We start from the raw sequence: 20,430 nt of genomic DNA on the forward strand, positions 1-20,430 counted from the left end.
CGAACCCTCGACCTCCGGCGTGACAGGCCGGCACTCTAACCAACTGAGCCACTGGGCCATATATTAATGGTGGGCACAACAGGGCTCGAACCTGTGACCCCCTGCTTGTAAGGCAGATGCTCTCCCAGCTGAGCTATGCGCCCATTAATATAATAATAAATGGTGACCCCTAGGGGAATCGAACCCCTGTTACCACCGTGAAAGGGTGGTGTCTTGACCGCTTGACCAAGGGGCCTAGGTTTCTTTTGTTGTTCCGCTCTCGCGACCTAACAAAGAATATGATACATGAAAATCTTAAAAGTGTCAACAGTTTTTTAATTTTTTTTTATAGTATTTTTATCTTTACTATAAAATATATAGAAAAAGCCCTATATATATTTTTTATATTTATCTTTTTATTATCATTTTCTATATTATCCTATCAGAAAAAACACTTTCCATTATAATTAATGCTGTATCTTCTATAGCTCTTTTGGTAACGTCTATAATTTTACATTTTAATTTTCTCATAATCTTGTCTGCAAATTCTAATTCATCTAAAACTCTTTCCGCATTAGCATATTTAAGCTCTGTAGGAATTTTCATCATATTATCTACTCTGTGTCTTCTTATTTCAATTAAATGCATAGGATCTATGGTAAGCCCTATTATTTTCTTTCTATCAATTTCAAATAACTCTTCTGGCACAGGCACCTCTGGCATTAATGGTATATTTAAAGCTTTTATACCCTTGTTAGCTAAATATATACTTAGTGGTGTTTTTGATGTTCTAGATAAGCCTATTAAAACAATATCTGCATGCTTTATACCTGAATGATCTTTACTGTCATCATATCTTATAGCAAACTCCATTGCTTCTATTTTTTTGTAGTATTTTTTATCCATATCCCAAACAGCACCAGGTTTATATTCTGGTGTTTTATTTAATATAGTTGACACTAAACTTATGCAAGGACCTAATACATTAGATATATGGATGCCAGATTCTACACATCTTTGGACTAAAAACTCCCTTATGTCTACTAAAACAATAGTGGATATAATCATAGCTTCATTTGGATTTTTTATTATACTTATAAGATTATTAACATCTTCAAAAGTCTTTACATAAGGCACTCTTTCTACTTTTACAGAACTACCAAATTGGTATGCTGTAGCATTAGCTACTTGTTCTGCAGTTTCACCAATAGAATCTGACACAGCATATATCTTAAACATAATCTCTCTCCTCTACACTAATTTTGATAACTCTACTAAAGCACAACCTTCTATAGCATTAATATTATTTTCTCTACAAAAATTTATTATTTCATTACTTTCTGCTCCTGGTTGGATTAGTATTTTATTTATTCCTAGTTTTGCTGCTTCTTTTACTATATCTAAACCTTTTATTGGATTAATACATAAATCTAATACATCTATATTATAAGGTATGTCTCTAATATTATTAAATACATCTCTTTGTTCCACACCAGGTTTTATTCCTACTACATTATATCCTTTCTCTTTTAATCTATTAAATATTTTATATGCATATTTATCCTCACTAAGTACACTACCTGCCACAGCCCAATTTTTATAGTTTAGAAAATCATAAGCTTTCAAATGTATACCTCCCTTTATTTATAATAAATATTATAATATTTATTATAAACATTAAAATTTTATAAATTCATATAAACTATTTTGTTATACTTATATATAATTATAACATTTTCACAATACTAATTATATTGATTAATTGAAAGTTTACTAAATTATCTAAAAATTAAGGAGAGATTTATTGTGTATCATGAAATAATAATTTTAGGTGGGGGTGCCTCTGGAATTGCAGCCTCCATAATATCAAAAGACATGGGATCAGATGTAGCCATATTAGAAAGTAATGATAGAATCGGAAAAAAAATTTTAACCACTGGTAATGGTAGATGTAATATAACTAATGAAAATATATATACTTGTAAATATTACAGTAATAATAATAATTTTTATAAATTTATTTTGTCACAATTTACTCTAGAGGATACAAAAAATTTTTTTAATAGCTTAGGACTTCCATTAATTACCCTTAATGAAGGTAAAATATATCCTATGTCTCTACAAGCTTCTTCTGTCTTAGACATACTAAGATTAGCTATAGAAGATAGACAAATCCCTATTTATTTTAATAATAAGGTTAAAAATATAAAAAAATCTAATAAAGGATTTGTAATCACTACTGAAAATGAAATTTTTCAATGCAAAAAATTAATACTAGCTTCTGGTGGAATGTCAGCTCCTAATACTGGTTCTGATGGCTCAGGATTTAAACTTGCAAAAAATTTAGGTCATAATATTATTGATCCAGTGCCTGGATTAGTTCAACTAAAATTAGATTTTCCTTATTTAAAAGCTTTATCTGGAATTAAATTTGATGGGAATGTAAAACTTGCACTAGATAATAAAACTTTAAGAGAGGAATTTGGAGAAATACTATTTACTGATTATGGCATATCCGGCCCTCCAATTCTACAATTAAGTAGTTTAGCCTCTAGACTTTTATATAATAATAAAAAAGTTTATTTGCAAATTGACCTTCTTCCTAATATGAGTAAAGAAGATCTAATAAACTTATTAGAAAATCATTGGGGAACTTTTTACTACAGAACTATTCATGACTCCTTTATTGGAATAATAAATAAAAAGTTAATACCTACTCTTTTAAAATATTGTGGTATAAAAAATATTCATATGCCTTGTCAGGATATAGCTTGGCAAGAAAAAGAAAAAATATTTCATACATTAAAAAATTGGACTTTTACAATAACAGGAACTAACTCCTTTAAAAATTCTCAAGTAACCTGTGGCGGTGTAGACACTTCTCAAATTTCAAATAAAAGTTTAGAATCTTTAAAGGTTAAGGATCTTTATTTTTGTGGAGAAATCTTAGATGTAAATGGGGACTGTGGAGGCTTTAACTTACAGTGGGCTTGGTCTTCTGGGTATATAGCTGGGAAAAATGCTTCTTCAAAATAAAAAAATAAATTGCTAGAAATACTTCTAATTAACTTTTCAATTAGCAAGCACTTTCTAGCAATTTATAAATATCTAATTTATTTTTTATTATAAAAATATTTATTTAACCCAGGTACTTTCTGCTGAGGTAACTCTTTTTCCCTCTTCATTTTCTACCTTATGTACGAAAACTATTTCATTGTTATCCTTATGTACAATTTCTGAATATACACTTATATTATTCCCATATTTCACCTCTTTTTCATAGGTTATAACAAACTTCTTTAAAGTATAATTTAGTACTATATCAAATGGTATAGTCTCTATGGCCCATGATATATATTTTACATTATTTACATGTAAATTTGTATCTATATCGCTATATCTTACCTTAAACTTATTGTTATAATGGAATTCCTCAGGGAATTTTATTTTATCTATTTTAAAAGGTTCTTCTTTAGTTTCACTTAATCCGTAAGCCTTTTGCATATCTTCAGTAACTTTTATAGGTCTTCTCTTATTTATATCTATCAAAAACCATATACTATCTCCTGTTATTATTACCTTCCCTGTTTTATCTATTATTTGAAATCTTCTATAGGCATAAAATTTTCTACAAGATAATGGTATAGTTCTAACTATTATTTTTTCTCCAAATTCAGGATATCTATCAATAGTTACATCCCATTTATATAATACCCACGCCTGATCATTATCTTTTAAATATTGTAATCCTACGCCTAACTTTTCAGATTGTTCTGTAGAAGCATCTTCAAAATAGTTCATTATAGTAGTAAATAATGCTCTTTTTCTAAAGTCTATCTCATGATAATTTATTTCAAAATTTTTATCTGTTATTACTGGCTGCATTTTATCCCCCCTATTGTGAAATATAGTTTAATAATAACAAATTTCTTAGTAAATATAAACTTAATTAAAAAAACTCCATGTTAAAACATAGAGTTTTTTTATTTTACTTATTTAATGCTTCTAATAATGCGTCTAATTCCATTCCATGAACCATTGCAGCTTCAGCTAAAGTTTCGCTTTGTGCAGATGGGCATCCTACACAACCCATTCCAAAACTCATTAATACTTCAGCAGCACCTTCATGGTTTCTTACTATTTCACCTATTGTCATATCTTTAGTTATTTTCATAACATAATACCTCTCTTTTCCTAAATTTTATTATTATTATATCAATAAATTAGTCTTCTTTAAAGATATTATATTTATTTTTTATATATATTATATTGTTTATTACTATACCATATAATATACATTAAATTTCTGATATCATCATAGTTTGATCTCTTTTTGGTCCTACTGAAACTATAGATACCTTTGTTTCTGTGAAATCTTCTATTTTCTTTAAATATTTTACAGCATTTTCAGGTAAATCTTCATAACATCTAGCATTAGCTATACTATCATCCCAACCTTCAAATTCTTCATATATTGGTTCACATTTTGCTAAATCTTCTAAACTAGCAGGAACATAATCTATGATTTCTCCATTTAGTATATATCCTGTACATACTTTTAATGTGTCTAATCCTGCTAATGTATCTATTTTTGTTACTGCAAAGCTTGTAAGACCAGATACTCTAGCTGAAGTTTTTAATATAACTAAATCTAGCCATCCACATCTTCTTGCTCTTCCTGTAGTAACTCCAAACTCGTGTCCCTTTTCTCTTATCCAGTCTCCAGTCTTATCTAAAAGCTCTGTAGGGAAAGGACCCTTTCCTACTCTTGTTGTATAAGCTTTTGCTATACCAACTGCATTAGTTATAGCTGTTGGTCCTACACCGGCTCCTATGCAAACTCCTCCAGCTATTGTGCTTGAAGATGTTACATAAGGATATGTTCCATAATCTATATCAAGTAATGTTCCTTGAGCTCCTTCAAATAGTACTTCCTTGCCCTCTTTTATTTTTTTGTTAACTATAACAGATATATCTTTTACAAAAGGTCTTAATTTTTCCGCATATCCTAAATATTCATTATAAATTTCATTATAGTCTAATGCTTCTCCACCAAATACTTCTGTTATTATTTTATTTTTTATTTCTAAAGTATGTTTTAAATTTTCTTCAAAAACTTCTTTATGTATAAGATCACATACTCTTATACCACTTCTCTCCATCTTATCTGTATAGGTTGGTCCTATACCTTTTCCTGTAGTTCCTATATCTTTATTTCCTCTAACTCTTTCTTTTATTCCATCTAATACTCTATGATATGGCATTATTACATGAGCTCTATCACTTATTATTAATCTATCTGGTGTTATGTCTACTCCTAAAGATTCTAAATAGCTTATTTCTTCAAATAAAGCCTTTGGATCTAGAACTACTCCATTTCCTATTACATTTAGCTTATCATTATAAAGTATACCTGAAGGTATTAAGTGTAATTTATATTCCTTTTCTCCTACAACTACTGTATGGCCTGCATTATTACCACCTTGAAATCTTACAACTACATCTGCATTTTCAGCTAAATAATCCGTCATTTTTCCTTTACCTTCATCGCCCCATTGAGCACCTAATACTATAAAAGCTGACATATTATTTTCCTCACTTTCATTTTAAGAAAATTATTATATTTAAATATAATTTATATGCTATGTATTTTTAGTTTTAAATAACATACTTCTACAATATATAATATTAACAAAACAATTATAAAATATCAATAAAAAAAGCGAATGCTATATATTAAAATTTAATTATCGTTCGCTTATTATTCTTAAAAATAAAATATTGCAGCCAAATTATAACTGCAATATCTTTATTCCTTTATATATTAACATTATGTTTTTTCATTAATATTCTTGCTGCATATACTCCACTGGCTGATGCTTGTGATAATGAATGAGTCACTCCTGAACTATCCCCTAAAATATATAATCCTTTTATTTGAGTTTCTAGATTAGAACTTAATTCTACATTAGAATTGTAGAATTTAACTTCTACTCCATATAAAAGAGTATCCTCATTTGCTGTACCTGGTGCTATATTATCTAAAGCATATATCATTTCTATAATACCATCTAACTGTCTTTTAGGGATTACTAAACTTAAATCTCCTGGTGTAGCTTTTAGTGTAGGTCTTGTGAAACTTTTTGCCATTCTCTTTTCATTAGTTCTTCTTCCTTTTATTAAGTCTCCAAATCTTTGTACCAATACTCCTCCACCTAACATATTGCTTAGCTTTGCTATAGATTCACCATATTCATTACTCTCTTTGAAAGGTTCAGTAAATCTGTTGGAAACTAATAAAGCAAAATTAGTATTTTCTGTATGAAGATCTGGATTTGCATAACTATGACCGTTAACTGTAACTATTCCGTTGGTATTTTCACTTACTACCTCCCCATAAGGATTCATACAGAAAGTTCTAACCAAATCCCCATATTTCTTTGTTCTATATACTATTTTACTTTCATAAACCTCATCCGTTATATGGGAAAATACTTGAGCTGGCAGTTCAACTCTAACCCCTATATCTACTCTATTGCTTTCTGTTTTTATACCAAGTTTTTTACATATGTTAGAAATCCATTTTGAACCTGACCTTCCTGTAGCTAAAATTAAATCTTCACTAGAAAATTCTCCATTTTTAGTATCTACAACAAATTGGCCTTCTATTTTATTTATATCCAAAACTTCACATTCAAATTTCATTTCTATCTTGTCTTTTAAATATTCATATATATTAGATAATATATTGATATTTCTATCTGTTCCTAAATGCCTTACCTTTGCATCTAAAAGATGTAAATCATTTTGAAGAGCTTTTCTCTTTAAATCTGAATTAGATGTTGAATATAGTTTTGCATCTTTTCCTCCCATTTCACATAAGACCTCATCAACATAATTCATTAAATCTAAAGCTTCTTTTCTACCAACATATTTATATAAATCTCCACCAAAATTATTAGTAATATTATATTTGCCATCAGATAATGTGCCTGCTCCGCCATATCCATTCATTATATTACACACATTACATTGTATACATGATTTTATATTCTTGCCATCTATAGGACATTTTCTTTTTTTTAAGTCATGACCCTTTTCAATCATTAGTATATTTAGTTTATTATTGTTTTTACACATTTCATAAGCAGCAAATATGCCACTAGCTCCAGCACCAACAATAATAACATCATATTTTTTCATAAATTATCCCCTCCAGCTATATAATGATAACAAAGGTTTAAAATATTTTCAATAGATTTTACGAATATTTTTATTATATTTATAGTTATTATTCGTATTTTTCTTTTATATCTTTAATTTATGAATATATTCTAAAAAATAGTTAGTATTTCATTGTTCTATTTTACTATTATTCTTTCCACATATCTTCAGTTAACTCATCTATTTCTTTTTTTAATCTTTCACTTTCTTTTTCATTTAAAGTTATAATATCTCCCTCTATATTTATAACATCTCCCTCTTTAGCTTTTTTAGGAATTATATTCTTATCTATATTTATTATTCTTTTATCCTCTAACTCTACTATAGCAAAATTTTCTTCAAATCTATCTATTATTCCCTTCATATTAAATCCACCCTTTAAATTAATATTTACTTATATTACATATTATCTAAAATAGCCTACCACAGACTTTGAAAACTTGTAGTAGGCTAAATGTTATTTCTATAAAATAATCTTTTCTTTATTTTTAATTAAAAATACATCTTATAATGTTAAAATATTTTCTATTATATAAAAGTTTATTAAACTAAAATAATCTATTTTACTGAATTAAGTTTATCTAAAACTTCCTTTTCTATAGCTTTTATTTTTTCTTCCGCAGCTTTAATGCTTTCGCCTTTTGTATATACATATAATTTTATTTTAGGCTCTGTTCCTGATGGTCTCACTGCGTACCAACTTCCATCATCTAAGAAGAACCTTAATACATTTGATCTAGGTATTCTACATGGTTTTCTATCATTTTTTATAATATCGTATTCTATTCTATCCTGATAATCTATATAAGTTAAAAGCTTTGCTCCTGCTATTTCTTTTGGGAAACTCTTCCTATATGACTCCATCATTCTGTCTATTCTTTTTTTACCTTCTATACCTTCTAATATTAATGATATTTGCTTTTCTCTATAATATCCATGCTTTTCATATATTTCATTAAGTACATCTATTAATGTTTTACCCTTGGTTTTATAATAAGCCGCCGCCTCACATAAAAGCATGCTTGAACTTACTCCATCTTTATCTCTAACAAATGTACCTGTAACATATCCTATACTTTCTTCATATCCAAATATGAATTCTTTACCTTCTTCTTTTAAATTTGGTATTTTACCACATATGTTTTTAAATCCAGTTAATGCTTCATAGGTTTCTACTCCATATTCTTCCCCAATAACTTTACCTAAATCCCCGGTAACTATGGACTTAACTATAGCAGCACCCTTAGGTAATTTACCCATTTCTTTCATATTTGATACTATATAATTTATAAGAATAGCTCCTGTTTGATTGCCATTAAAGGCTAAATACTCACCATTTTTATCTTTAACCTCTATAGCTAATCTATCACAATCAGGATCCGTTGCTATAAGCAATTCTGCACCTACTTCTTTTCCTAAGTTTTCTGCATATTTAAATGCTTTCGTATCCTCTGGATTTGGATATCCTACTGTTGTAAAGTCTGGATCAGGGTTTTCCTGCTCTGGAACTACTATAATATTAGTAAATCCTCTTTCCTTTAAAACACGTCTAACAGGAATATTCCCGGTTCCATTTAAAGGTGTATAAATAACTTTTATATCCTTATCTATATCTTCTCTTATACTTAAAGATTTAACCTTTTCTATATATTCAAAATCTATATCTTCTCCTAATATATTTAATAACCCACTTTTTAAAGCTTCTTCCTCACTTATAGTTTTTATATCACTAAATTTACCAATGGATTTTATTTTTTCAGTAATACCATTTGCTATTTGAGATAAAACCTGAGCCCCATCTTCCCAATATACTTTATAACCATTATAATCTTTTGGATTATGACTAGCAGTTATAACTATACCTGCCGCCGTATTTAATTTTCTAACTGCAAAAGATAATTCTGGGGTTGGTCTTAAATCTTCAAATAAATAACTCTTTATTCCATTTCCAGCTAAAACTAAGGCCGCAGTTTTAGCAAATTCTTTTGAATAATGTCTGCAATCAAAAGCTATAGCAACACCTCTATTTGTATACTCTTCACCTTTTTCTTTTATATAGTTCGCTAAGCCCTGAGTAACCTTAGATATATTGTATATATTCATTCTATTTGTACCTGCTCCAATTTTCCCTCTAAGACCTGCAGTTCCAAATTCTAATTCTTTATAAAATCTGTCCTCTATTTCTTTTTCATTATTTATTATTTCTTTTAATTCTTTTTTTGTATCTTCATCAATATAATCATTATCTAACCATTCTTTATATACTTTTTTGTAATCCATATATTATCTCTCCTCTTAGCTGAAAGCTTTTATTCCATTAGTTATTAATTTCAATATTTTTTATGTATTTCCTTCTTAAATAATATTATTTTATATACTATAGTTAAAAATACATTAATAAAACAATACTATAAATAAAAATCCTATTATAATTTAATATAAGTATAATTTTGATATAAATCAAGTCATAAAAAATATAAATAAAAAAACAACTGTGAAATTTTCACAATTGTTTTTTACCATCTTATATAAAATATCCTTTTTCTTACCTATACAAAAGTGTTATATATTTTATTCTTGATGTATTACATCTAAATTACCAAATTTACTGTATTGTCCAAGCCATGCCAATTTAACTGTACCTGTAGGACCATTTCTTTGCTTGGCTATAATGCATTCTGCCATGTTTTTATCTTCCGTTTCTTTATCGTAATATTCATCTCTATATAAAAACATAACTACGTCAGCATCCTGTTCTATAGATCCGGATTCTCTAAGATCTGAAAGCATTGGTCTGTGATCTGATCTAGCTTCCGGAGCACGGGATAATTGTGATAGGGCTATAACTGGACAATCCATTTCTTTTGCTAAGGCTTTTATAGATCTAGATATTTCTGAAACTTCTTGTTGTCTGCTTTCAGAGCCTTTTCCTCCGCTCATAAGCTGAAGATAATCTATTAAAACCATATCTATTCCATGTTCTATCTTTAATCTTCTACATTTAGAACGCATTTCCATTACAGACATACCTGCAGTATCATCTATAAATATCTTCGCTGCTGCTAAGGGTCCTGAAACCCTAGCTATGTTCTCCCAATCTTTATCCTCTAAGTTACCAGTTCTAAGTCTTAACATATCAATATTAGCTTGTGAACAAAGCAATTTATAAGAAAGTTGCTCTTTTGACATTTCCAGGGAAAATATTGCTACACTCTTTCCCTCTCTAAGAGCTGCATATTCTGCTATGTTTAAAGCAAATGTAGTTTTACCCATTGATGGTCTTGCTGCTATTAATATCATATCAGATTTTTGAAAACCTGATGTTTTAGCATCTAACTCTCTAAAACCAGAAGCAACTCCAGTAGTTTCTCCTTTATTTTTAAATAAGTTTTCAATTTGAATAAATCCTCTTTCCAAAACATTACTTAATGGCTCGAAATCAGTTGTAGTATTTTGGTTAGATATATGAAATATTTTTTTCTCTGCAGAATCTATTATTTCTTCTACATTATCTTGTCTGTTATAACAGTTCTCTATTATTTCAGTAGATGACTTTATAAGTCTTCTTAGTGTAGATTTATCCTTTATTATATCTATATAAGATTGAATATTAGCTGTAGAAACTATGGAGTTACAAAGCTCTGTTATATAAGTAACTCCACCTACTGCCTCTAGCTTATCTCGTGATTTAAGATTTTCTGTAAGAGTCAGCATATCTACTGCTATATCCTTTTGATAAAGTTCTATAATTCCACTAAATATAATTTTATGGGAATCTTTATAAAAATCTTCACTTTTTAAAACTTCCACAGCCTCTGCTATGGAAGTTTTATCTATAATCATTGCCCCTAATACATTTTGTTCTGCATCTATACTCTGTGGCATACTTTTTATGGGTGCATCCATATAAACATCTCTCCTTAAGTACTCCTTAATCTAAAATACTATATTTATAAGCTCTTCTATAGTATCTATACATATTATCTCTATATCTTTTATATCTGAAGGAGCATCTTTCATATTGTCCTTAGGTATTATTACCTTTTTTATACCTTTTCTTCTTGCACCATATATTTTCTCAAATATGCCTCCAACAGGTTTTACCTTCCCTTTAAGAGATATTTCTCCTGTTATGGCTATATCCTGTTTTATGGGCTTATTTAATAAAGCACTAATAATACATATTGTTATAGCTGCTCCTGCAGATGGTCCATCTATTTTTCCACCACCTATAGCATTAACATGTACATCATAATCCTTTATATCTTCTTTTGTTATTTTTCTTATGACAGAAGCGGCATTAAATACTGAATCCTTTGCCATACTTCCTGCTGTATCATTAAATCTAACAAAACCTTTGCCTTTGTCTTTAGCATTAAATACAGTAGCTTCTATTTCTATAGTAGAACCTATATATCCACTTACACCTAATCCATATACATGTCCTACTTCTAAATTTTCTTTATTTTCTATTCTATCGTATGGAATTAATCTACTTATAGATATAACTTGTTCTAAGTCATTCATAGTTATATTAAGTTTTGTTCCTTCTTTATATTCTTTATTTTTATATAAAGCATATCCATAGACATCTGACAATATATTAACTGCTTTTCTTCCTTCTATGGTATATCTACTTATAGTTTGAGCTACTCCATCCTCTAATATTATATTTAACTTATCTGCGGCATTTATTACTATTTTTTCAATATCTTTAGATGATAATGGCTCAAAAAATACTTCCGCACATCTAGATCTTAGTGCTGGATTTATTTCTGAAGGTTCCCTAGTAGTAGCCCCTATAAGAACAAAATCAGCTGGTGCTCCATTTTCAAATAAGTGTTTTATATACTTAGGAGTATTTTCATCATCTGGATCATAATAAGAAGATGAAAATTCTACTCTTTTATCCTCTAAAACCTTCAAAAGTTTATTTTGAAGCATGTCATCTAACTCACCTATTTCATCTATAAAAAGTACTCCTCCGTGAGCTTCTGTAACTAGGCCTAGCTTAGGCTCTGGTATACCAGTTTCTGCTAAATCCCTTTTAGAACCTTGATATATAGGATCATGTACTGATCCTAAAAGAGGATTAGTAATTTCTCTTGGGTCCCATCTTAAAGTAGTTCCATCTACCTCTACAAATTTAGATTCTTGATAAAAAGGTGTATATTTTAACTTTTTTACTTCTTCTAAAGCTAATCTGGCCGCAGATGTTTTTCCTACCCCTGGTGGTCCATATAGTATAATATGTTGTGGATACGGGGATGCTATTTTAGATAAAAGAGACTTTATAGGTCTTTCCTGTCCTATAATTTCTGAAAAAGAAGCTGGTCTTAATAAATGTTGTATATTATTAGTTAACTTTTTAGACTCAAGAACCTGAATATTAGCATATTTTTTCAAGGTTTTGGCATTTTCTGGTCCTTTTTGTTTCTTTAAAATATTAAGCTTTACTTCTTCTATATATTTATCTTGTTTTTCCATTAAAACTTGTTCTACTTCTTTTTCTATATTATTTTCAACATATCTTTTAGCTAAAACTTCTACAATTAATCTATTTGTTTCTGTTAGCACTTCTATAACATTCTTATCTGTAGGTACTGTTTGTATCCCTTTGCCATCACTTATTATTTTATTTAGTGCATATAGCTTTTCATATGGGTTGTTACTATTTATATATTTTTCTAACTTATACTTTACAACTCTAGCCCTTATATTAGAATCTTTTATTATTTTTTTTACTATTTCAAATAAAACCTCGGTCTGTAACTCAATAGACATATCATTTGAAATATCTTGTTCTATTTCATTTATTATATCATCTTGTAATTCATCTAATTTATGAGAATTCACAATTTTCCTCCTATTCCTCTAAAACAGAAACTTTAACTTTAGTTGAAACTTCTGGATAAATTTTTATTTCTGCCTCATAAACTCCTGTTTGTCTTATAGTTTCTGCTACTATCTTCTTTTTATCTATATCCATATTGTATTGTTCTTTTAATTTTTCTGAAATATCTTTTGATGTTATAGAACCAAATAATCGCCCATTTTCACCAATTTTAACTTTAAATTTAATTTCTTTTCCCATTAATGATTTTGCTAATTTTTGTGCTTCTTCTAGTTCCTTTAATTTTTGTCTTCTTTCTGCTTCTTTTTTATTATTTAAAATGTGTACATTATTTTCTGTTGCTTGTTCAGCTAATTTCTTTGGGATTAAATAATTTCTTGCATACCCATCAGATGCATTAACTAGATCCCCCTTTTTACCTAATGATTTAACGTCTTTTAATAATATAACTTTCATTATTTTTCACCTTCCCTTAAATATTTATCTATGGCTAATTCTAATTTTTCTACTGCCTCTTTTAAATTAATTTTTTCTAATTTAGCTCCAGCCATAGTCATATGTCCTCCACCACCTAACATTTCAAGTATTAATTGAACGTTAATATCTCCAAGGGATCTTCCACTTATATATATTTCATTATCTATTGTAACAAATACAAAGGAAGCTTGAATACCTGAAATATTTAGTAGTTCGTCCGCTGCCTGGGCAGCTAATACATTATCTTCTATATTTTCTGGACATATTGCTATAGCAATATGATTTTTTACATGGACTGACTTTATTATTTCTAATTTTTTGATATAAGTATCTAAATCACTAGCAAAAAACTTCTTAACATCAATAGTATCTGCTCCAAATTTTTTTAAAAAAGATGCGGCTTCAAAGGTTCTAATACCTGTTTTAAAGTAAAAATTTTTTGTATCCACATATATTCCTGCTAAAAGAGCTTCTGCTATGATTGGTGAAATATTAGGTTTTTCCACCATGTATTGAATCATTTCTGTTACTAATTCTGCTGTAGAAGATGCGTAAGGCTCTATATAACTTAATATAGATCTTTCTATATAATCCGTTGCTCTTCTATGATGATCTATTATAACTATTTTATTAAATTTATCAACTAAGCTAATATTTTGAACATAGCCTCTACTATGAGAATCTACTATTATTAATAAGCTCTCTTCATTCATAATATCTAAGGCTTCCTTACTATTTATAAATGTATTCTCATATCCCTTTTCTTTTTTTATCTTATCTAATAAAAATTCACTACTTTTATTATAATTTTCTAGAATTATATAACTTTTTTTGCCCAATTGATTTATTATACTGTGAAGTCCTATAGCTGAACCCAGACAATCTATATCTGCATTTATATGCCCCATTATAATTATATTACTACTTTCATTTATTAAATTAACTAATGCATGACCTATAACTCTTGCCCTAACCTTTGTTCGTTTTTCCACCTCTTTAGTTTTTCCACCATAAAATGAAAGCTTATCTTTATTTTTTACTACAGATTGGTCGCCCCCTCTACCTAATGCTAATTCTTTAGCCGCAAGAGCATAACTATAATTTTCTAAAGGAGTTTCTGCTCCCTTTCCTACTCCTATGCTTAAAGTAGGATTCATTTTATTTCCTGTATCTATATCCCTTATTATATCTAGTATATCAAATTTTTTCTCCATTTGTTTTTCTATATAAGAATTTTGAACGGATAATATATATTTATTTTGTTCATATTTTTTTATCATAGCTTTCATGTTTTCAGAAAAACTATTTATATGTCTTTCTATTTCTGCTATTATTAACGGTTTTTTATCTATATCTATACTTTTTAATACCTCATCTAAGTTATCCACTTCTAAAAGTATTATTCCTTCTTTATTTTTCTCCATATTTATCAATATATTAAACATATCTGTAACATCATAAAAATAAAGAAGTAATATTTTTTCTCTCATTTCCTCATCAAAAAATGTGTTAGTATATATATTATAATAATTATCTTTAAAATTAATATTTTTGAAGGAATTCTTTTTTCCCTCTAAAGCATATTTAAAATTAAAATTTTTTAATATACGATTTATGTTTTCTCCTAATATCCCATCTTTTTTTAACAATAGTGAGAAATTTTGATTATACCATAAAACCTCTCCCTTGTTAGATAAAACCATCATAGGAAAAGGTAAATTCATTAGAGAACTTTTAAATGCGCTATCCATTTTTGTAGAAAAATCCTCTATAAATTTTTTTAGCTCTTTCTTCTTAATTCTTGTGTTTTTAAAATTATAAAGTAATAAGAAAAAATATATAAGTGTTAATACTATACCTACTTGTGAATGTTTATATGAAAAGATAATAATTATTAATACGGCTATAATAAACATATATACTTTATTATTTGTAATAAAATTATCGTACCTATTATCGTTCATTTATAATTCCCCACTTTTATTATTCTCATATTTTCTAAAGGGATCTAATTTCCTAAAATCAAGTATTATATCCATTAACCCTAAATAAATATAAATAATATTTAGAGAACCCAAAACAGTAATAAAAAGAATAAAAATCAAAATTCCCTTGGAAATATTAAATTTATTTTTCATATAATATATGAAAACAGACACTCCATCAATTAAAAGCATTGTAAATAATAAATTGCTAGAAGTCATAAACAAATAATCTCCTACTTCTATTCCTTTTCTTTTTAATATAACTCCTATAAGCAATCCTATTGCTACTATAGTTACTATTCTTACATTAACATATATTTTAGATATATGTGGTAATGGTTTTACATTTTTATATCCTAACTTTATAAGTACTGTTCTTGTTATTGCATAGTTTAAAAAAGCTAACACGAAAGAAATTGTTATTAAAGCTCCAGGTATCATTTTTAATATTAAATCCGGTTGTAGTAAATTAAGTTTTTGTTCCATTTGTTGTAGTTGTTCTTTAGGGACTCCAGCTTGAGAATAAAAATCCTTAGCTGATTCCATAGTATCTTTTATCATACTTATATTCTTATTTATAAAATTCATTATTCCATCTTTATTTACAAATAAAATTTGTATTAATATAATCATAATATTTGATAATAAAAAGCCAGCTGCTAATATCATAATAGTCATAAAAATTGATTTTTGTTTTTTTATACAATAGCCTAGTAAAAATCCTATTGTGCCAAATGAAATAGTAATTATTACTGCTGTAATAGGATTGTTTATCATAGCTGTTATTACACCTGTTACAAGTATAGCCCAGAGAGTAATTTTATAATCTTGTCTTAAGTATAAAACGGCTATAGGTATAGGTAATAAAAAAGTAATAAAAATACTAAATATAGGGAAATACAAATTAAGCATTATAAGTACTATCATTAATGAGACTATAAGACCTGCTTCAACCAAAGAATTAGTTTTATTTTGTCTATTATACATATGTTCCTCCATTACTCTTTTTCTTTAAGATGATTATATAGTTTACTTAAATTTCTTCCATCCTTTTCTATGTCATCTTCTTCAATTATGCCCACTTTTAACTTTTTCTTCACATTTTCATCAACTGCTATAAAAGAATATCCTAATTTTTCCCCTAATAAATATAAAATTATAATAGCACCTGATATACAATCTAATATAGCTTCCTGTGCCACATTACTTCCTTTAGTTAAAAGTTTAAAAAGATCCCCTATTATACATAAAAGTTCTGCTTTTAAATCCTCTATTATTTTTACACTATACATTATATTAAAATCATCTTTTTTCATACCGCATCCATCCCCTTTTTTAACCTATACTACTATTTTAGTTGTATTTCACTTTTTATGCAATAATACCTTATATTACTTATAAAATCAATGATATACAAAAAAACTGACTACCAATTTCGTAGTCAGTTTTATGTAAACTTAAATATTATTCTGTAGTAAATGGTAATAAAGCAATGTTTCTTGCTCTTTTTATAGCTCTAGTTAATTCTCTTTGATGTTTAGCACAGTTTCCGGAAATTCTTCTTGGAAGAATTTTTCCTCTTTCTGTAACGAATTTTCTAAGCTTATTGATATCTTTGTAATCTATTGCTTCAGATTTTTCCATACAAAAAGTACAAACTTTTCTCTTGGCTCTTCTTTGTCTTCTTCCGCCTTCTCTTCCTGCCATAACTATCCCTCCTTCTCTTTAAAATGGGATGTCTCCATCATCCACTGGAATTATATCGTCGTCAAAACTGTTTCCATTTCCAAAGCCTTGGCCTGATTGGTAACTTGGTTCTGACCCATTATTATATGTTGAATCCGTTGTAGGCTTATTGCCCCACTCAAGAAATTTAACTTCTTCAGCTATGACTTCTGTTACATATCTTCTTGTACCATCTTTAGCTTCATAGCTTCTTGTTTGAATTCTACCACTAACACCCATAAGTTTTCCTTTACTCATATAATTAGCTGTAGATTCTGCTTGTTTTCCCCATACTACTATAGGGATGAAATCTGCTTCTCTCTGGCCATCTTTTGAAAATCTTCTATCTACAGCCAAAGTAAAGGTGGCAACTGCTGTCCCATTTCCTGGAGTAAATTTTAACTCAGGATCTTTGGTTAATCTACCTATTAAAACAACTTTATTCAAAAAAACACCACCCTATTATTCTTGAGTTATTATCATGTGTCTTATAACAGAATCTGTTATTCTGAACACTCTATCTAACTCTTTTGGTAATTCTGTATCAGCTGTGAAGTTCATTAAAGTATAGTAACCTTCGCTAACTTTTTTAACTTCGTAAGCTAATTTTCTTTTACCCCATAGGTCAACATTGTCTACTGTTCCACCTGCATTTTCGATTACACCTTTAAACTTTTCAACATTAGCTTTATAACCTTCTTCATCTAATGCTGGGTTTAGTATAAATACAGTTTCGTACTTTCTCATTATATTCACCTCCTCCCCACGGACTAACGGCTGTACTTTGTACAGCAGGGATCTTATCGTACATCAAATAATTTTATCATATAAACTATTATAAATCAATATTTTTTATAACATTTCTATAAATGCTGCTATTCTTGTTTTTAATTGCCCTATATCAGTTTGAGAATAATCTGTTTCTATACTCATATATGGTACATTTTTTTCATTATTTACAAATTCTTTTACAGATTGAGTTTCCACATTATAAGTATGACAAGCTTGTAATATTACATCTACAACTCCATCGACCTTATAATCATCTATTAATTCTGATAATAAATTTAATCTATTAGTATTAGGACTCATGCAGGAACAACCTATAGCTAAATATTTTTCTGTTATTGCATCTATAGGATCTTTTTCTTCATCTACTAATTTCTCTATTTCTTTAACACCACTACAATTTTCAAATACTACAACATTTCCACCATTTTCTTCAATTAATCTTATTATTTTCTCTGTTCCCTCCCCCATAGGACATCCTGTTATAAGTATCCTTTTTGCATCTTTACATACTTTTCTTTCACCTTTTTCATATTTATCTTTTGCATCCTTTATCATAGATTTTAAAGATTCTATTTCTTCTTCTTTATCCCATTTAAAACTAGCTCCATTTAAAACCTTCATTATTTCAAGTCCTGTTACTGGTGGTGGACACATTTTTCCTAATTCATAAAATTCTCTAAGAGCTTGTCTTTCTTTATTTCTAAGTTTTATCATTTCTCTTATATTTTCTTCAGTTATTTTTACATTAAACTCTTTTTCTAATCTTTCTTTTAATCTTACTATCTCATTTCTCCATAGATTATAAGCATCTTCTCCTGTGCTTATTTGAGGCAATTGCATAACATGAACTGGTCTTATATCATTTAAATATTCATACATTTTTTTCTTTCCATCACAAGTGGTTTCCCCAACTATTAAATCTGAAAAATAAGTATATGGACATTTTTCAGTTATAGCAAACCCATAAGAAGCCTTTATAAGAGGACATAAATTTCTTGGTAATACTTTTTCTGCATCTGGTATAGCTTCATCATTTTTACCACATAAAGCCACCACAGTTGCTCCTGATGCAGATATTATTTCCCATGGAGTATATGTACAAAATACACCTACAACTTTTTTTCCTTCATCCTTTAGATTTTTTACAGTTATAAATCCATTTCTTCTTGCTTCACTAAACTCATCAAATTTTGCCGGTAAATTATTCATTATAAATTCCCCCTAATTGATTTTTTATTTTTAACTTTATAATATTTCTATAAAAGCAGCTAATCTAGTTTTTAACTGTCCTATATCTTTTTGTGAGTAATCTGTTTCTATACTAATATAAGGTATGTTTTTTTCTTTAGTAACAAATTCTTTTATTGTAGTAGTTTCTATATTATAAGTATGGCATGCTTGTAATATAACATCTACTACTCCATCTATCTTATAATCATTTATAATTTCTGATATTAAATCTATTCTTTTCTTATTAGGACTCATACAAGAACAAGCTATATTTAAATATTTTTCAGTTAAAGCATCTATAGGTTCTTTACTTTCGTCCACTAAATAATTTAAATTTTTAGCTCCACCACAATTTTCATAGGCTACCACTACGCCTCCATTTTCTTCTATAGTATTTATTATTTTATCTGTAGCTTCTCCTAATGGGCATCCTGTTACTAATATCCTTTTTGAATCTTTAGTAACATTAGTTTTTCCCATTTCATATTGCTTTTTTACTTCCTCTACGATATTATCTATACTTCTTACTTGATCTTCTTTATCCCACGTAAATCCTGCTCCTCTTAATACTTTTAAAATTTCCATACCTGTTAAAGGTGGAGGATTTAACCTTCCTAATTCATAAAAATTTCTTAGAGATTGTCTTTCTTTATTTTTGATTTTTATCATTTCTCTTATTTTTTCTTCAGTTATTTCTACATTAAATTCTTTTTCTAAAAATTTTTTTAATTTTATAACTTCATTTCTCCATAGTTTAAATGCATCTTCTGTATTTTGTGTTTGTGGTAACTGCATTATATGTACTCTCTTCATTTTACTTAATAACTTATACATTTTTTTCTTTCCATCACAAGTAGTTTCCCCTATAACCACATCAGAAAAATACATATAAGGACATTTTTCAGTTAATGCAAAACCATAAGAAGACTTTATAAGTGGGCATAAATTTCTTGGTAAATGTTTTTCTGCATCTTCTATAGGTTCTTCACTAGTTCCACAAAGACCTACAGGTATAGCGCCTGATGCCGCTATTATTTCCCAAGGAGTATATGCACAAAATTCACCTGCGATTTTATATCCACTATCTTTTATTTCTTTTATTTTTACAAACCCTTTTCTCCTCGCTTCACCAAATTTATCTATATTTTTAGGCAACTGATTCAT

Annotated in this window: 20 protein-coding genes and 2 tRNA genes; 1 reads left to right on the top strand and 21 read right to left on the bottom strand. The window is 28.3% G+C overall.

Going from position 1 to position 20,430, the window contains the following annotated elements; genetic code table 11:
- Positions 1-67: 67 nt before the first annotated feature.
- From ACYUDJ_RS20365 to ACYUDJ_RS20380, 4 genes are all read right to left on the bottom strand, one after another.
- Positions 68-143, bottom strand: a tRNA-Val gene (locus tag ACYUDJ_RS20365).
- Positions 144-160: 17 nt separating this feature from the next.
- Positions 161-235, bottom strand: a tRNA-Glu gene (locus tag ACYUDJ_RS20370).
- Between the two features lie 173 nt (positions 236-408).
- Entirely contained in the window at positions 409-1,218 is an 810-nt protein-coding gene (locus ACYUDJ_RS20375; protein ID WP_003488093.1) for a pyruvate, water dikinase regulatory protein, read from the bottom strand.
- Positions 1,219-1,230: 12 nt separating this feature from the next.
- Positions 1,231-1,605: a CoA-binding protein gene (locus tag ACYUDJ_RS20380; protein ID WP_003488092.1), complete on the bottom strand. Its 375-nt coding sequence runs from the start codon at positions 1,603-1,605 to the stop codon at positions 1,231-1,233.
- Between the two features lie 180 nt (positions 1,606-1,785).
- Between ACYUDJ_RS20380 and ACYUDJ_RS20385 the strand changes: the two genes are divergently transcribed.
- Positions 1,786-3,015 carry a BaiN/RdsA family NAD(P)/FAD-dependent oxidoreductase gene (locus tag ACYUDJ_RS20385; protein ID WP_043032640.1) on the top strand — a complete coding sequence of 410 codons (1,230 nt, stop codon included), beginning with the start codon at positions 1,786-1,788 and terminating at the stop codon, positions 3,013-3,015.
- Positions 3,016-3,114: 99 nt separating this feature from the next.
- Here the strand turns inward: ACYUDJ_RS20385 and ACYUDJ_RS20390 are convergent, their stop codons facing one another.
- The 17 genes from ACYUDJ_RS20390 to ACYUDJ_RS20470 form a co-directional block, all read right to left on the bottom strand.
- Positions 3,115-3,864 (bottom strand): acyl-[acyl-carrier-protein] thioesterase, encoded by a 750-nt coding sequence (locus ACYUDJ_RS20390; protein ID WP_003488090.1) that lies wholly within the window; start codon positions 3,862-3,864, stop codon positions 3,115-3,117.
- 103 nt (positions 3,865-3,967) lie between these two features.
- Positions 3,968-4,153: a DUF1858 domain-containing protein gene (locus ACYUDJ_RS20395; RefSeq protein WP_003359346.1), complete on the bottom strand. Its 186-nt coding sequence runs from the start codon at positions 4,151-4,153 to the stop codon at positions 3,968-3,970.
- Between the two features lie 124 nt (positions 4,154-4,277).
- Positions 4,278-5,564 (bottom strand): adenylosuccinate synthase, encoded by a 1,287-nt coding sequence (locus ACYUDJ_RS20400; protein ID WP_003488089.1) that lies wholly within the window; start codon positions 5,562-5,564, stop codon positions 4,278-4,280.
- A gap of 232 nt (positions 5,565-5,796) precedes the next feature.
- The gene (locus ACYUDJ_RS20405) at positions 5,797-7,182 is read right to left on the bottom strand and encodes an NAD(P)/FAD-dependent oxidoreductase (RefSeq protein ID WP_003488088.1); all 1,386 of its coding nucleotides are present in this window, start codon (positions 7,180-7,182) and stop codon (positions 5,797-5,799) included.
- A 169-nt stretch (positions 7,183-7,351) separates the two neighbouring features.
- On the bottom strand, positions 7,352-7,567 hold the full coding sequence (locus tag ACYUDJ_RS20410; RefSeq protein ID WP_003488087.1) for a DUF3006 domain-containing protein: 216 nt from the start codon (positions 7,565-7,567) through the stop codon (positions 7,352-7,354).
- Positions 7,568-7,761: 194 nt separating this feature from the next.
- A complete protein-coding gene (locus ACYUDJ_RS20415; protein WP_003488086.1) occupies positions 7,762-9,483 on the bottom strand; it encodes a phospho-sugar mutase in 1,722 nt (573 codons plus the stop codon).
- A 291-nt stretch (positions 9,484-9,774) separates the two neighbouring features.
- Positions 9,775-11,109, bottom strand: a complete 1,335-nt coding sequence (locus tag ACYUDJ_RS20420; protein WP_003361806.1) for a replicative DNA helicase — start codon at positions 11,107-11,109, stop codon at positions 9,775-9,777.
- 30 nt (positions 11,110-11,139) lie between these two features.
- Positions 11,140-13,059 carry a Lon family ATP-dependent protease gene (gene lonC, locus ACYUDJ_RS20425; RefSeq protein WP_003488085.1) on the bottom strand — a complete coding sequence of 640 codons (1,920 nt, stop codon included), beginning with the start codon at positions 13,057-13,059 and terminating at the stop codon, positions 11,140-11,142.
- A 10-nt stretch (positions 13,060-13,069) separates the two neighbouring features.
- Positions 13,070-13,513 (bottom strand): 50S ribosomal protein L9, encoded by a 444-nt coding sequence (gene rplI, locus ACYUDJ_RS20430; protein WP_003359455.1) that lies wholly within the window; start codon positions 13,511-13,513, stop codon positions 13,070-13,072.
- Positions 13,513-15,498 (bottom strand): DHH family phosphoesterase, encoded by a 1,986-nt coding sequence (locus ACYUDJ_RS20435; protein ID WP_003488084.1) that lies wholly within the window; start codon positions 15,496-15,498, stop codon positions 13,513-13,515. Before ACYUDJ_RS20435 ends, rplI begins: the two co-directional genes overlap by 1 nt.
- Entirely contained in the window at positions 15,499-16,506 is a 1,008-nt protein-coding gene (locus ACYUDJ_RS20440; protein ID WP_042386006.1) for a YybS family protein, read from the bottom strand.
- Positions 16,507-16,517: 11 nt separating this feature from the next.
- The gene (locus ACYUDJ_RS20445; RefSeq protein ID WP_003488082.1) at positions 16,518-16,835 is read right to left on the bottom strand and encodes a MazG-like family protein; all 318 of its coding nucleotides are present in this window, start codon (positions 16,833-16,835) and stop codon (positions 16,518-16,520) included.
- Positions 16,836-16,983: 148 nt separating this feature from the next.
- Entirely contained in the window at positions 16,984-17,226 is a 243-nt protein-coding gene (gene rpsR, locus ACYUDJ_RS20450; RefSeq protein ID WP_003488080.1) for a 30S ribosomal protein S18, read from the bottom strand.
- Positions 17,227-17,244: 18 nt separating this feature from the next.
- Positions 17,245-17,691: a single-stranded DNA-binding protein gene (locus ACYUDJ_RS20455; protein ID WP_003359348.1), complete on the bottom strand. Its 447-nt coding sequence runs from the start codon at positions 17,689-17,691 to the stop codon at positions 17,245-17,247.
- A 15-nt stretch (positions 17,692-17,706) separates the two neighbouring features.
- Entirely contained in the window at positions 17,707-17,991 is a 285-nt protein-coding gene (gene rpsF / locus ACYUDJ_RS20460; protein WP_003488078.1) for a 30S ribosomal protein S6, read from the bottom strand.
- A gap of 105 nt (positions 17,992-18,096) precedes the next feature.
- The gene (locus tag ACYUDJ_RS20465) at positions 18,097-19,245 is read right to left on the bottom strand and encodes a double-cubane-cluster-containing anaerobic reductase (protein ID WP_003488076.1); all 1,149 of its coding nucleotides are present in this window, start codon (positions 19,243-19,245) and stop codon (positions 18,097-18,099) included.
- Positions 19,246-19,281: 36 nt separating this feature from the next.
- Entirely contained in the window at positions 19,282-20,430 is a 1,149-nt protein-coding gene (locus ACYUDJ_RS20470) for a double-cubane-cluster-containing anaerobic reductase (protein WP_460290015.1), read from the bottom strand.

The organism is Clostridium sp. CTA-6 (assembly GCF_054768115.1).